The organism is Kitasatospora sp. GAS1066B (assembly GCF_041262605.1).
Taxonomy (GTDB): Bacteria; Actinomycetota; Actinomycetes; order Streptomycetales; family Streptomycetaceae; genus Kitasatospora.
On record NZ_JBGCCO010000034.1, the window covers coordinates 71,307 to 84,384 of the forward strand.

Here is a 13,078-nt window from a genome sequence, read left to right on the forward strand (position 1 = left end):
GCGGGACTACGGCGAATGGAGTACGCCCCGGACACGGTGGCGGCGCGGCTGCGAGCCGCTGCCGCCACCGTGTCCTGTAATGGTGCCCGCCGTGCACTGCCTGAGCCGTGCACACTCCGGGAAGCAGAGGGGCCGATGCACGAGATGTCGATCGCGGTGGCCGTCGTGGAGCAGGTGGAGCGGGCGGCCCGCGAGCACGGCGCGACGGGTGTCGAGGCGATCCGGCTGCAGGTCGGCGAACTGGCCGGCGTGGTGCCGCAGGCGCTCGAGTTCTGCTTCGAACTCGCCTGCGCCGGCACGGTGCTGGCGGGTGCCACGCTCGGCGTCGAGGCGGTGCCGGCCCGGGCGAGCTGTGCCCGGTGCGCGCGGGAGTGGGCGGTCGGGATGCCGCCGGACCTCGGCTGCCCGAGCTGCCCGGGCGTGGCCGGGGAGCTGCTGTCGGGGCGTGAGTTGCAGATCCTGGACGTGCGCTGGGCCGCCGAGTCCGCGTTCGCCCGAGCCGACCAGGAAGGCTGAAGCCGATGTGTCGCACGCTTGATCTCCAGCAGGCGGTGCTCGCCCGCAACGACGACAGCGCACGGGAGTTGCGCGCGGCGCTGGCCGCCCGGGGCACCCTCGCCGTCAACCTGCTCTCCAGCCCCGGCAGCGGCAAGACCGCGCTGCTGGAGCTCGAACTGGGCCTGGCCAGGGAGCGCGGGGTGCCGGTCGCGGCGCTCACCGCCGACCTGGCGACCGAGAACGACGCGACCCGGCTGGCGCGTTCGGGGGTGCCGGTCAAGCAGGTGCTCACCGACGGGCTGTGCCACCTGGAGGCGGTGATGCTGGCCGGCCACCTGGACGGCTGGTTGCCGGCGGCGACCCGGCTGCTCTTCGTGGAGAACGTCGGCAACCTGGTCTGCCCGGCCTCCTACGATCTCGGTGAGGGGCTGCGGGTGGTGCTCGCCTCGGTCACCGAGGGCGAGGACAAGCCGCTCAAGTACCCCACCGCGTTCGGGCTGGCCAATCTGGTGGTGGTCACCAAGACCGACCTCGCCGAGGCCGTGGAGTTCGACGAAGCGGCCTTCCGGGCCAATGTCGCCCGGGTCAACCCCGGTGTCGAGGTGGTGCTGAGCTCGGCCCGCGGTGGGCACGGGGTGGGCACGCTGCTGGACCGGGCGCTGGCGGTGCTGGACGGCGAGGAGGTGCACCAGCCGGTGATGGGGCGGCAGGCCGGCCACCGCCACAGCCACCCGGGCGACCACGCCAACGCGCACAGCCATGAGCTGGTGGACCGCAGTTGACGATCTGTCAGAGACGACGGGTCTTCGTCCGGGGGATCGTGCAGGGGGTCGGCTTCCGACCCTTCGTCTTCACCCTGGCCACCGAACTCGGCCTGGCCGGACACGTCACCAACACCGGTGACGGCGTGCTCGCCGAAGTGGAGGGGCCGCCGGCGGCGCTGGCCGCCTTCTGCCGGCGGATCGGGGCCGACGCGCCGCCGCTGGCCCAGGTGGCGGCGGTGGAACAGGAGAGCCTGGCGGCCACCGGCGGGACCGGCTTCGCCATCGTCTCCTCGCGGGCCGGCGGGCCGGTGCGGACCCTGATCCCCCCTGACACCGCGACCTGCGCCGACTGCCTGGCCGAGCTCGCCGACCCTGGTGACCGCCGCTACCGGCACCCGTTCATCACCTGCACCAACTGCGGTCCTCGGTTCACCATCGTGACGGGGCTGCCCTATGACCGGGCCGCCACCACCATGGCCGGCTTCCCGATGTGTCGGGACTGCGCGCGCGAGTACGCCGACCCGGCCGACCGCCGGTTCCACGCCCAGCCCGTCTCCTGCCATGCCTGCGGGCCCCGGCTGGCGCTGGTCCGGCCCGGGCGACCGCCGCTCGGTGGCGACGAAGCGATGCGGCGGGCCCGGGAGTTGCTCGGATCGGGGGCGATCCTGGCGGTCAAGGGGATCGGCGGATACCACCTCGCCTGCGATGCCACCGACGCCGCTGCGGTCGCGCTGCTGCGGCAGCGCAAGAATCGCGGCGACAAGCCCTTCGGGGTCCTTGCCGCCTCGCTCGCCGAGCTCGAACCGCTGGTCCATCTCGACGCAGTGGAGCGGGAGTTGCTCGCCGGTATGGTCCGGCCGATCGTGCTGCTGCGGCGCCGGCCGGGGAGCGGCGGGGTCGCGGAGGCGGTCGCGCCGCGCTGCCCGGACCTGGGCGTCATGCTGCCGTACGCACCGCTGCACCACCTGCTGCTCGGCCTGCCGGGGGATCCGCCCGGGCCCCGGCTGCTGGTGCTGACCAGCGGCAACCTGGCCGGCGAGCCGATCGTCACCGACGACGCCGAGGCGTTGGAGCGCCTCGCGCCGCTGGTGGACGGCTGGTTGACGCACGACCGGCCGATCCACGTGCCGTGCGACGACTCGGTGGTGCGGGTGGTCGACGGGGAGCAGTTGCCGGTTCGCCGCTCGCGCGGCTGGGCCCCGTTGCCGGTCCCGCTGCCGGTGCCGGTCCGCCCGGTGCTCGCGGTCGGCGGGGATCTGAAGAACACCTTCGCGCTGGCCCGGGACGGCTACGCCTTCCTCTCCGGGCACATCGGCGACATGGACGACCTGGCCACCCTGCGGGCCTTCGACACCGCCGTCGAGCACCTGGGCGCGGTCACCGGTGTGACACCCGAACTGCTGGTCGCCGACCGGCATCCGGGCTACCGCTCGCTCCGGCAGGCCGAACGTGCCGCTCGGGGACGGCCGGTGGCCCGGGTGCAGCACCATCACGCGCACGTCGCGGCCGCCATGGCCGAGCACGGGCTGGACGGCAGTGCGCCGGTGATCGGGATCGCCTTCGACGGCACCGGCTACGGTGAGGACGGCGCGGTCTGGGGCGGCGAGGTGCTGCTGGCGGACTACGACGGGTTCCGGCGCTTCGCGCACCTCGGCTACGTGCCGCTGCCGGGCGGCGACGCAGCGGTGGTCCGCCCCTACCGGATGGCGCTGGCCCACCTCTGGGCGGCCGGCTTGGACTGGGCCCCTGAGCTGCCCTGCGTCCGGGCCTGCCCGGCCAGTGAACTTCCGCTTCTGGAGCGGCAGTTGTCCAGAGGCCTGAACTGCGTGCCGACCTCCAGCATGGGGCGGCTGTTCGACGCCGTCTCCGCGCTGGCGGGCGTCTGCCAGCGCGCCGGCTACGAGGCGCAGGCCGCGATCGAGCTGGAGGCGGCGGCGGTCGCGCACGGCCCGGCCGACGGCTACGTGTTCGGCATCGACGAGCCGTCGGGCGACGGGCCGCTGATCGCCCAGCCCGGCCCGGTCCTTGCCGCGGTGCGGGCCGAGCTGCGGGCCGGTGCTTCGCAGGGTCTGATCGCCGCGCGGTTCCACGCCGGGGTCGCCGAACTGGTGGGCCGGCTCTGCGTATCGGCCAGGGAGCGGCACGGCCTGACGGCGGTGGCGCTGACCGGCGGGGTGTTCGCCAACGCCGTGCTGTCGGCCGCCTGCGCGCGGCGGCTGCGGGCGGACGGCTTCACCGTGCTGCGGCACCGGCGGGTCCCCCCGAACGACGGGGGCCTGGCACTCGGCCAGTTGATGGTGGCGGCGCGAGCCGCCCGTGGAGAGGAGTAGCCCATGTGCTTGGCGGTGCCCGGCAGAGTGGTGGAGATCGAGGAGCGCGACGGCGCCCGGATGGCCGTGATGGATTTCGGCGGCGTGGTCAAGGACGTGTGCCTGGAGTACCTGCCCGACCTCGCGGTCGGCGAGTACGCCATCGTGCACGTCGGGTTCGCGCTGCAGCGCCTGGACGAGGAGTCGGCCCGCCGCACCCTCGATCTGTTCGCCGAACTCGGCCTGCTGATGGAGGAGTTCGGTGACCCGTGGGAGGCGGCCGCAGCGAGCGGCGCCGGTGAGGAGTTGCAGCGGTGAAGTATCTGGAGGAGTTCCAGAATCCGGAACTGGCGCGCGGCCTGCTGGAGGACATCAAGGCGGCGGTGACCAGGCCGTGGGCGCTGATGGAGGTCTGCGGCGGCCAGACGCACACCATCATCCGCCATGGCATCGACCAACTCCTGCCGGATGGTGTCGAGTTGATCCACGGCCCGGGCTGCCCGGTGTGCGTGACGCCGCTGGAGGTGATCGACAAGGCGCTGGAGATCGCGAGCCGACCGGGGGTGATCTTCTGCTCCTTCGGTGACATGCTGCGGGTGCCAGGCACCGACCGCGACCTGTTCCGGGTGCGCGGTGAGGGCGGCGACGTGCGGGTGGTCTACTCTCCGCTGGACGCGCTGAAGATCGCCCGGGAGAACCCGCACCGCGAGGTGGTCTTCTTCGGCATCGGCTTCGAGACCACCGCCCCGCCCAACGCGATGACGGTGTATCAGGCACGCAAGCACCGGATCGACAACTTCAGCCTGCTGGTCTCGCACGTGCGGGTGCCGCCCGCGATCGACGCGATCATGAACTCGCCCGACTGCCGGGTCCAGGGATTCCTGGCCGCCGGGCACGTGTGCAGCGTGATGGGCACCGAGGAGTATCCGGAACTGGCCGCTCGGCACCGGGTGCCGATCGTGGTGACCGGCTTCGAGCCGCTCGACATTCTCGAGGGAATCCGGCGCACCGTACGGCAGTTGGAGCGCGGCGAGCACACCGTCGAGAACGCCTACGAACGTGCGGTGCGGCCGGAGGGCAACCCGGCCGCCCGGGCCATGCTGGAGGACGTCTTCGAGGTCACCGACCGGGCCTGGCGCGGCATCGGGGTGATCCCGCAGAGCGGGTGGCGGCTGGCCGAGCGCTACCGCGAGCACGACGCCGAGCACCGCTTCGACGTCAGCGGCATCACCACCCGGGAGTCCGAACTCTGTCGCAGCGGCGAGGTGCTGCAGGGCCTGATCAAGCCCCACGAGTGCGAGGCCTTCGGCACCACCTGCACCCCGCGCAACCCGCTGGGCGCCACCATGGTCTCCACCGAGGGCGCCTGCGCCGCCTACTACCTGTACCGGCGGCTCGGTACGCCGGTCTCCCTGGAGGTGGCCCCCGTTGGCTGAGACCCTGACCGCGCCCGACTTCTCCGGTTGGGCCTGCCCGATGCCGCTGCGCGACCATCCCCGGGTGGTGATGGGCCACGGCGGGGGCGGCGTGATGTCGGCCGAGCTGGTGACGAACATCTTCGCCCCGGCCTTCGGCGGCAGCACCCTCGCCGCGCTCGGCGACTCGGCGGTGCTCACCCTGGGCGGTGCCCGACTCGCCTTCTCCACCGACTCCTTCGTGGTGCGGCCGCTCTTCTTCCCGGGCGGTTGCATCGGCGACCTGGCGGTCAACGGGACGGTCAACGACCTGGCGATGAGCGGGGCCCGGGCCGCCTACCTCTCCTGCGGCTTCATCCTGGAGGAGGGGGTCGAGATGTCCGTGGTCGGGCGGGTCGCCCAGGCCATGGGTGCGGCCGCCGAGGCGGCCGGGGTGGAGGTGGTGGCCGGCGACACCAAGGTGGTGGAGGCCGGCCACGGGGACGGCATCTACCTCAACACCGCGGGTATCGGCCTGATCCCGGCGGGTGTCGACATCCGTCCGCAGCGGGCCGTGCCCGGCGACGTGGTGATCGTCAGCGGTGCGATCGGCGTGCACGGCGTGGCGATCATGAGCGTGCGGGAGGGCCTGGAGTTCGGCGTCGAGGTGGTCAGCGACTGTGCGGCGCTCGGCGGGCTGGTGGACGCGATGCTGGCCGTCACGCCCGACCTGCACGTGCTGCGCGACCCCACCCGGGGCGGTCTGGCCGCCGCGCTGAACGAGATCGCGGTGGCCGCCGGGGTCGGGGTCGCGGTGCGGGAGCGGGCGGTGCCGGTGCCGCCCGAGGTGGCCAACGCCTGTGCGATCCTCGGCCTCGATCCGATGTACGTGGCCAACGAGGGCAAGCTGGTGGCCTTCGTGCCGCGCGAGCACGCCGAGGCCGTGCTGGCCGCGATGCGGGCCCACCCGCTGGGCGCGGGGGCGGCGGTGATCGGCGAGTGCGTGGCCGAGCACCCCGGGATGGTGGTGGCCCGGACCGCGCTGGGCGGCACCCGGGTGGTCGACCTGCCGCTGGGGGAGCAACTGCCCAGGATCTGCTGAGCCGCGCCGGTATCGGCCCGCCCGGGGCGGGCCGATACCGCTCTGTGAGGCTCCGTCAGACCGGGCTGAGCAGCGGTGAGCTGCTGCCCTCCAGGAGGACCCGGGCCACCAGGGCGGGGTTGTCGCCCATCGGGACGTGGCCGCAGTCGGGCAGCGGGATGAAGCGGGCGCCTGGGAGGAGTTGGCGGGCGCGGCGGCCCTGGGCGTGCAGCAGCAGGCGGTCGCGGGTGCCCCAGGCGATGGTGAGCGGGACGTCGGCGGGGATCGCGGTCGGGAAGTGGCGTGCCTGCTCGGCGCGCCCGGCCCGTAGCGTCTGGCGGAAGCCGGGGGCGTCGAGCAGGGCGCGGGTGTCGAGCGTGAGCTCGCCCGGGTCCAGGCGCTCGGGGTGTCCGTAGATCACGCCGAACATGAGCTTGCGGGCCTGCGGGGAGCGGGCCAGCGTGGCCCGGAGCGACTCCGGGGCGCGGGCGGCCGCACGGTGCAGGCTGAGCAGGCCGGCGGCGTAGAGGAAGCCCGGCAGGCGGTAGAAGCCGGCCGGCGAGAGCGCGGTGGCCGAGGAGACCAGGCCGCGCTGGGCGGCGCGCAGCGCGAAGAATCCGCCGAGCGAGTTGCCCGCCACGTGCGGGCGTTCGATGCCGTGCGTGGCGAGGAAGTCGGCGAGCACGGTGAGCGCGGAGTCGACGGTGTAGGGCAGGCCGGGTGGCAGGCTCGGTGAGGCGCCGAAGCCGGGCAGGTCGACGGCGATCACTTCGCGCTCGGCGGCGAGCAGGTCGAGCACGGGCTTCCAGCCCTGCCAGCGGTGTCCGATGCCGTGCAGCAGAAGCAGGGGCGGGCCGTCGCCCCGCCGCTCGTGTACGAGGTCCATGGCGAGAGGATAAGCGGAAGTTACCCGCGAGTCATGGACTTGTGAGAATCCGCGTCAATAGTCTGACGATCATCACTCGCCCTGGCGGGTCCCTCGCTCAGCCGTGACGGGCCGCCTGAGCCCGGCTCAGTAGGCCGACCGTTTGGCCACGATCGCCCGGTGCAGGGCGTCCGGGGTGGGGCCGGTGAGCGCCTTCAGCTCGCGGATCCGGTGGCGGTTGGCCCACCGGGTGCGGCCGTCCAGCACCGCGCCCAGTTCGGCCGCGGCGGCCAGCGCGACCAGGGCGGCCTGCCAGGGCTCGACCGCTTCGACCGGTCCGCTCAGCGTGGCCTCGACCACGGCCACCAACTGCCGGTGCGCGGCCGGATCGCAGCGGATCCGGGTCCGGTTGGGGAACAGCCCGCGCGCCCGGTGGTCGCTGACGATCACCAGCCCGTCGTCCCGCAGCCGGTCCCGCACCGCGCGTTCGGTGACGCCGGGGTTCGCGGCGATCCAGCGCCGCCACGAGCGCGGACGCAGGACCCGGCGCGGCCGCTGCTCGGCGATCTCGGCCAGGACGGCGGCGAGCACCGGGTCGAGCCCGGCCGGGGCGGGCCGGCCGAGCCGCGGGCGGCCGCGGTCGTCGATCAGCAGGCCGCGCTGCAGCAACTCGGTGAGCGCCGCCGCGCGCATGATCAGACCCAGGTGCCGGTGGTAGGAGAACTGCCTGGTCCCGGGCCGGAAGGCCAGCAGGTAGAGCCGGGCGGGGAGGGTGTCGGGCAGGTCCATCGGGTGCTCCGATCCGTCAGCAGGAGTGCCGTGCACGGGATTCATGCCCAGTTCGGTCCGGTCGAGTGCCGCGAGGACCGGCCGGCCCCAGGTTGCCCGGGAGTCACGCGGGCTGGAATCCTCGCCGCGTGAGCAACGACCAGACGATGACCCGCACCACCGACTCGGCCCGCGTGGAGGCCTTCAGCGACGGGGTCTTCGCGATCGCGATCACCCTGCTCGTGCTGAACATCAAGGTGCCCGAGGCCGACACCGGACGGGAGTTGTGGCACGCGCTGGCCGGCGAATGGCCGTCGTACTGCGCCTATCTGGTCAGCTTCCTGGTGATCGGGGTGATGTGGGTCAACCACCACACCGTCTTCAGCTACATCGCCCGGGTCGACCGCACCCTGGTCTTCCTCAACCTGCTGCTCCTGCTGGTGGTCGCCGCGCTCCCGTTCCCCACCGCGCTGCTCGCGCAGAACCTGCACCACCCGGGCGCCGCGCACGTGGCCGCGGCCGTCTACGGCGTGACCATGGTGGCCCACGCGCTCACCTTCGCGCTCTTCTGGTTCTACGTCACCAGGATCGGCCACTGCTTCGACGAGCGGGTCGACCTGCGGGCCGCCCGGGCGACCCGCGGCCGTTTCAGCCTGGGCCTGGTGGTCTATCCGATCACCGTGGCCCTCGCCTTCGTCTCGGCGCCGCTCGCGCTGGCCGTCCACGGCTTGCTGGCGGTCTACTACGCGTTCAACCAGACGCCGATTCCCACGGTTGACGTGGGATCCGAGATCGACGACGAGTGACGGTGCGTCAGGCGGGCTGCGGCAGCAGGCGGGCGAGCGGTGCCGGCAGCCACCAGTTCAGGTTGCCGAGCAGTTCCATGATGGCCGGCACCAGGACCATCCGGACCACCGTCGCGTCCAGGAAGACCGCCACCGCCAGCCCGAGGCCGAACTCCTTCACCGCGATGTCGGGCGTGGCCAGCACCGAGAGGAAGACCGTCACCATGATCGCCGCCGCCGCGGTGATCACCCGCGCGGTGCGGCCCAGGCCCAGGGCGACCGCCTCCGAGGTGTCGGCGCCCGCGTCGTACTCCTCGCGGATCCGGGAGACCAGGAAGACCTCGTAGTCGGTCGAGAGGCCGAACAGGATCGGGAAGATGAAGAGCGGCACCCAGGCCGTGATCGGCGCGGTGGTCGGGAAGCCGAGCGGGCCGTTCAGCCAGCCCCACTGCACGATCACCGTCAGCACGCCGAACGCCGCGCCCACCGAGAGCAGCGTCATCACCGCCGCCTTCAGCGCGATCGCCACCGAGCGCACCAGGAACAGCAGCAGCACCAGCGCCACCGCGATCACCGACCCGATCAGCAGCGGCAGCCGGGCGGTGACCTCGGCGGCGAAATCGGTGTCACCCGCGGTCGGGCCGCCGATGTGCACCACCAGGCCGGTACCCTGAACGGCGCCGGGGACCACCTGGCCGCGCAGCCGGGTGAGCAACTTCGGTGTCGCGGCGTCCTGGTGGGCGGTGGTCGGGTAGGCGATGAAGAGCGCGGCCTGGCCGTCCTGGCTGATCTGCGGCGGGGTGACCGCGGCGACGCCGGGGGTGTGCTGGACCGCGCTCACCAGCGGCGCGAGGTCGGCGCCACCCGGCGGCAGCGAGGCGACGATGACGAACGGCGCGTCGAACCCGGGCCCGAACCCCTCGCTGAGGATCCGGAAGGCGGTGTAGCCGGTGGTGTCGTGCGGTTCGGTGCTGTTGTCCTCGAAGCTCAGCCGCATCGAGAAGGCGGGGATGGTCAGCACGATCATCAGGGTCGCGCCCGCCACCAGCCCGGTGACCGGCCGGCGTTGGATCACCCGGGCCCAGCGCTCGGCCATCGGGCTGCGCGAGCCGGTGCGGCCGAGGTAGGGGAGCTTGAAGCGGTCGATGTTGCGCCCGGTGTAGCCCAGCATCGCCGGCAGCAGGGTGATCGCGGCGATCATCGTCATCAGCACGGTCACCGAGGCCGCCACCGCCGTGGCGTTCAGCAGCCGCTGCTGGACCACGAAGAGCCCGAGCATCGCGATCACCACCGTGGCGCCCGCGAACAGCACCGAGCGCCCGGCCCGGGCGATCGCGACCACCACCGCGTCCTCGGGATCCAGACCCTGCGCCAGGCCCTCGCGGTAGCGGGTGACGATGAACAGGGCGTAGTCGATCCCGACGCCGAGCCCGAGCAGGGTGGCGATGATCGGACTGAACGACGGCGCCGGGAAGACGTATCCGAGCAGGAAGATCAGGGCCAGCCCGCTGCCGATGCCGAACAGCGCGCCGAGCATGGTCAGGCCGGTCGCGAGCAGCGAGCCGAAGGCGATCAGGATCACCAGCATCGCCGCCAGCGCCCCGATGGCGTCCGAGGCACCGCCGTACGGCGTCTCGGCCGTCACCACGTCCGCGCCGGCCAGCGCGAACACCACGCCGTCCCCGCTCGCCGCCTTGACCTGCGAGATCAGATGCTTGACCTCGGAGGTCGGCAGCGGGTTGCTGGGGGACTGCAGGGTGGCGAAGGCGGTCCGGCCGTCGGCGGAGATCTGGCCGGGCGTGGTGTACGGCGACTGGACGGACGAGATGTGCGCGGAACTGCCCAGCCGCGCGGTGAGCGCGTCGACCCGGTCGCGCACCGCCGGTGACTCGACGCCGGCCTGCGCCTGGATCGCCAGGGTCAGCGAACTGCCCTTGCGCTCGGGGAAGTGCTGCTTGATCAGGTTCTGCGCCTGCGCGGACTGCGACTTGCCGCCGGTGAAGTCGTTGTCGGCGGGTGCCGCGAAGGCGAATCCGACGAAGAGCAGCAGCGCGGTGCCGACCACCCAGAGCAGCAGGACGAACCGGCGCCTGCGGTAGCAGAAGCGGCCCAGCCGGGCGAGGCTGCCCTGGTAGGCGAAAGCCGTTGTCATACCGGACCACCCTTTTTAGGCACGGACAGCAACCGGGGGTACGGTAAGCCGCGCCGACCTCGCAGCCGGCCGAGCCCGCGCCGAGACCCACCCGATCGGCTCAGGGCGCGGCCTGAGTCACCGTCAGGCGCCAGCGCCTCTCTTGTCCGACTACAGAATCAGCAATGGTGGCACTGGTGCCACCATGGAGTCGGGTGCCAGGCTCATGGCAGACCCCCGTCGAGGTGTCCTAGTGTCGGATCATGATGATTCCACCCGTGCTGAGGCGCTCGGCGCTTCGGGTGCGGCGGGACACCGGCTTCCTGGCCGCCGGTGTCCCGCCGCACCTGGCCCTGGTGCCCGTGTGGTCCTGGGGCGCGACGGCCGCCGCCGAGACGGGGAACTGGGCTTTGGTGCTCATCGCGCCGGTCGCCCTGATCCTGCTCGGTGTCCCGGTGCTGACGGCCGTTCAGCGGTACCGCCACCGGGCACTCCTCGGAGTGGACATCCCTCGGCCGACGCCCACGCCGGAGCGGTGGTCGTGGGCGGCAGTCGCCCGACGGCTTTCCTTGACGCGTAGCTGGCGCCAGCTCGGATACCACCTTCTCCTGGGCCCGCTGGTGGCCGCGTTGGAGCTGTCGGTGCTCGCGGTGGCGGCCGCGGGCCTGGTGGGCGCCATCACCTTCGGCTGGGTGTGGGCGCTGCCGGTGGGGGTCCGCCAGGACTGGTTCGGTTACGCGACGCAGGTGCCGTGCTACACGGTGGCCGGCATCGCCCTCCTGTGTGCCGTGCCCTGGATGGCAGGGGCGGTGGCCCGGACGGAGTCGCGATTCGCGTCGGCGCTGCTCGGGCCCAGCCGGGCCCAGCGGCTCCAGGAGCGGGTCGAGTACCTGGCCGGGAGTCGCACCGACCTGATCGAGGCAGTCGACGCCGAGCGCCGCCGGATCGAGCGTGACCTGCACGACGGCACCCAGCAGCGGCTGGTCTCCCTCGCGGTCAACCTGGGCCTGGCCATGGCCACGCGCCCCGACCTGCCGGGTGAGGCCCGCGAGGTGATCGCGGAGGCGCACCTCGAGGCGAAGGAGGCGATCGCCGAACTCAACGATCTGGTACGCGGGTTGCACCCAGCCGTCCTCGAAGACCGAGGGCTGGACGCGGCGTTGTCCGGGTTGGCCGCCCGCGCACCATTGCCGGTGCGCCTGCGGGTCGATCTTGAGGAGCGGGCGGTGCCCGCTGTGGAGTCGGTCGCGTACTTCGTGATCTCCGAGGCGCTGGCCAACGTGACCAAGCACGCTCGCGCGACACGTGCCGAGGTGACCGTCAGGCGGGTCGGGAAGGTGTTGCGGCTGAATGTCACCGACGACGGACTGGGTGGTGCCGACGTCTCCGCCGGTACGGGGCTGAGTGGGCTGGCCAAGCGGGTCGGCTCCGTCGACGGGACCTTCCGTGTCAGCAGCCCCGTCGGGGGACCGACGACCATCGCGGCGGAGTTGCCGTGCGAGCGGTGATCGCCGAGGACTCGGTGCTGTTGCGGATCGGTCTGGTCAAGGTGCTGGAGATGGGTGGTTTCCAGATCGCCGCGGAAGTCGGCGACGGGGAAGCGCTGTTGGCGGCAGTGGAGGAGCACCGGCCCGAACTCGCCCTGGTCGACGTCCGGATGCCGCCCGGCTTCACCGACGAGGGGGTGCGCGCCGCCATGGTGATCCGTCGGCGGTGGCCGCGGACGGCGGTGGTGCTGCTCTCGCAGTACGTGGAGGAGCGGTACGCGGCCGACCTGCTGGCGACCAACACCAGCGGCGTGGGCTACCTGCTCAAGCAACGCGTCGCCGATGTGGGGGAGTTCGTGGAGGCGGTGCAGCGGGTCGCGGACGGGGGCACGGCGCTGGATCCGCAGGTCGTCGCCCAGCTGCTGCTGCGACGGGACAGCGACCCGCTGGACCGGCTGACCCCTCGTGAACGGGACGTACTGGGCCTCATGGCCGAGGGGCGCTCCAACGCCGGCATCGCCGAGGCGCTGACGGTCAGCGAGAGCGCGGTGGCCAAGCACATCAACAACATCTTCGCCAAGCTCGACCTGCCGGTGATCGACACGGACCACCGCCGCGTGCTCGCCGTTCTGCGCTTCTTCGGAGCGTCCCAGGCCTGACCGGCCTCTGGCGTCGGCACGGGCGGACAGCCCGGCGCTTCTTTGGCATGCGCGATTCCTGTCGGGGCTGTCCGGGGTGGCCGATTCGGTGAACTCCACCCAATCGAACAGCGGTTGCCCACGATCAAGGAGAGAACCCCCAAGTGAGCGAAGCCGAGGACGGCCTGCTGCTGAGTGCCCGAGGCCCTAGGGTGCGTCTTCAAAGTCCCGCCGGGCGCCGCGAATTATGAGACACCCCCTAGCTTGATCTTTAAGCAATCGCCTCGAACGAGCCGTCGAACTTGATCACTCGTATCGGTAACCGCCGTACGCGGAAGCGGCCTTCGCCTGATCATGT

Annotated in this window: 12 protein-coding genes; 9 read left to right on the forward strand and 3 right to left on the reverse strand. The window is 72.4% G+C overall.

Annotation, left to right across the window (positions count from 1 at the left end; all coding sequences use genetic code 11):
- Nucleotides 1–135: 135 nt before the first annotated feature.
- Genes hypA through hypE form a run of 6 tightly spaced genes read left to right on the forward strand, consistent with a single transcriptional unit; the run spans nucleotide 136 to nucleotide 6,067 of the window.
- Entirely contained in the window at nucleotides 136–516 is a 381-nt protein-coding gene (gene hypA / locus ABH937_RS30975) for a hydrogenase maturation nickel metallochaperone HypA (protein WP_370220161.1), read from the forward strand.
- 5 nt (nucleotides 517–521) lie between these two features.
- Entirely contained in the window at nucleotides 522–1,280 is a 759-nt protein-coding gene (gene hypB / locus ABH937_RS30980; RefSeq protein ID WP_370220162.1) for a hydrogenase nickel incorporation protein HypB, read from the forward strand.
- A 2-nt stretch (nucleotides 1,281–1,282) separates the two neighbouring features.
- Nucleotides 1,283–3,592: a carbamoyltransferase HypF gene (gene hypF, locus ABH937_RS30985; protein WP_370220168.1), complete on the forward strand. Its 2,310-nt coding sequence runs from the start codon at nucleotides 1,283–1,285 to the stop codon at nucleotides 3,590–3,592.
- A gap of 3 nt (nucleotides 3,593–3,595) precedes the next feature.
- Nucleotides 3,596–3,889, forward strand: a complete 294-nt coding sequence (locus tag ABH937_RS30990; RefSeq protein WP_280693651.1) for a HypC/HybG/HupF family hydrogenase formation chaperone — start codon at nucleotides 3,596–3,598, stop codon at nucleotides 3,887–3,889.
- A complete protein-coding gene (gene hypD / locus ABH937_RS30995) occupies nucleotides 3,886–5,007 on the forward strand; it encodes a hydrogenase formation protein HypD (RefSeq protein WP_370220163.1) in 1,122 nt (373 codons plus the stop codon). The genes ABH937_RS30990 and hypD overlap by 4 nt, the downstream gene beginning before the upstream one ends.
- A gap of 40 nt (nucleotides 5,008–5,047) precedes the next feature.
- The gene (hypE, locus tag ABH937_RS31000) at nucleotides 5,048–6,067 is read left to right on the forward strand and encodes a hydrogenase expression/formation protein HypE (RefSeq protein WP_370220169.1); all 1,020 of its coding nucleotides are present in this window, start codon (nucleotides 5,048–5,050) and stop codon (nucleotides 6,065–6,067) included.
- 55 nt (nucleotides 6,068–6,122) lie between these two features.
- On the opposite strand, the gene ABH937_RS31005 is transcribed toward hypE, so the two are convergent.
- Both ABH937_RS31005 and ABH937_RS31010 read right to left on the reverse strand, forming a co-directional pair.
- On the reverse strand, nucleotides 6,123–6,932 hold the full coding sequence (locus ABH937_RS31005; protein ID WP_370220164.1) for an alpha/beta fold hydrolase: 810 nt from the start codon (nucleotides 6,930–6,932) through the stop codon (nucleotides 6,123–6,125).
- A gap of 126 nt (nucleotides 6,933–7,058) precedes the next feature.
- On the reverse strand, nucleotides 7,059–7,700 hold the full coding sequence (locus ABH937_RS31010; RefSeq protein WP_370220165.1) for a GPP34 family phosphoprotein: 642 nt from the start codon (nucleotides 7,698–7,700) through the stop codon (nucleotides 7,059–7,061).
- A 128-nt stretch (nucleotides 7,701–7,828) separates the two neighbouring features.
- Between ABH937_RS31010 and ABH937_RS31015 the strand changes: the two genes are divergently transcribed.
- A complete protein-coding gene (locus ABH937_RS31015; protein WP_280693655.1) occupies nucleotides 7,829–8,485 on the forward strand; it encodes a TMEM175 family protein in 657 nt (218 codons plus the stop codon).
- A 7-nt stretch (nucleotides 8,486–8,492) separates the two neighbouring features.
- Here ABH937_RS31015 and ABH937_RS31020 read toward each other — a convergent pair whose 3' ends face one another.
- Entirely contained in the window at nucleotides 8,493–10,616 is a 2,124-nt protein-coding gene (locus ABH937_RS31020; protein ID WP_370220166.1) for an MMPL family transporter, read from the reverse strand.
- 242 nt (nucleotides 10,617–10,858) lie between these two features.
- Between ABH937_RS31020 and ABH937_RS31025 the strand changes: the two genes are divergently transcribed.
- Together ABH937_RS31025 and ABH937_RS31030 are read left to right on the forward strand one after the other, a co-directional pair.
- Nucleotides 10,859–12,103 (forward strand): histidine kinase, encoded by a 1,245-nt coding sequence (locus ABH937_RS31025; protein ID WP_280693657.1) that lies wholly within the window; start codon nucleotides 10,859–10,861, stop codon nucleotides 12,101–12,103.
- Nucleotides 12,091–12,741 (forward strand): response regulator transcription factor, encoded by a 651-nt coding sequence (locus tag ABH937_RS31030; RefSeq protein ID WP_280693658.1) that lies wholly within the window; start codon nucleotides 12,091–12,093, stop codon nucleotides 12,739–12,741. The genes ABH937_RS31025 and ABH937_RS31030 overlap by 13 nt, the downstream gene beginning before the upstream one ends.
- The last annotated feature ends 337 nt before the right edge of the window (nucleotides 12,742–13,078 follow it).

Coding starts and splice junctions, on each gene's coding strand:
- hypA (WP_370220161.1), top strand. CDS start 136: ATGCACGAGATGTCGATCGCGGTGGCCGTCGTGGAGCAGGTGGAGCGG.
- hypB (WP_370220162.1), top strand. CDS start 522: ATGTGTCGCACGCTTGATCTCCAGCAGGCGGTGCTCGCCCGCAACGAC.
- ABH937_RS30990 (WP_280693651.1), top strand. CDS start 3,596: ATGTGCTTGGCGGTGCCCGGCAGAGTGGTGGAGATCGAGGAGCGCGAC.
- hypE (WP_370220169.1), top strand. CDS start 5,048: ATGCCGCTGCGCGACCATCCCCGGGTGGTGATGGGCCACGGCGGGGGC.
- ABH937_RS31005 (WP_370220164.1), bottom strand. CDS start 6,932: ATGGACCTCGTACACGAGCGGCGGGGCGACGGCCCGCCCCTGCTTCTG.
- ABH937_RS31010 (WP_370220165.1), bottom strand. CDS start 7,700: ATGGACCTGCCCGACACCCTCCCCGCCCGGCTCTACCTGCTGGCCTTC.
- ABH937_RS31020 (WP_370220166.1), bottom strand. CDS start 10,616: ATGACAACGGCTTTCGCCTACCAGGGCAGCCTCGCCCGGCTGGGCCGC.
- ABH937_RS31025 (WP_280693657.1), top strand. CDS start 10,859: ATGATGATTCCACCCGTGCTGAGGCGCTCGGCGCTTCGGGTGCGGCGG.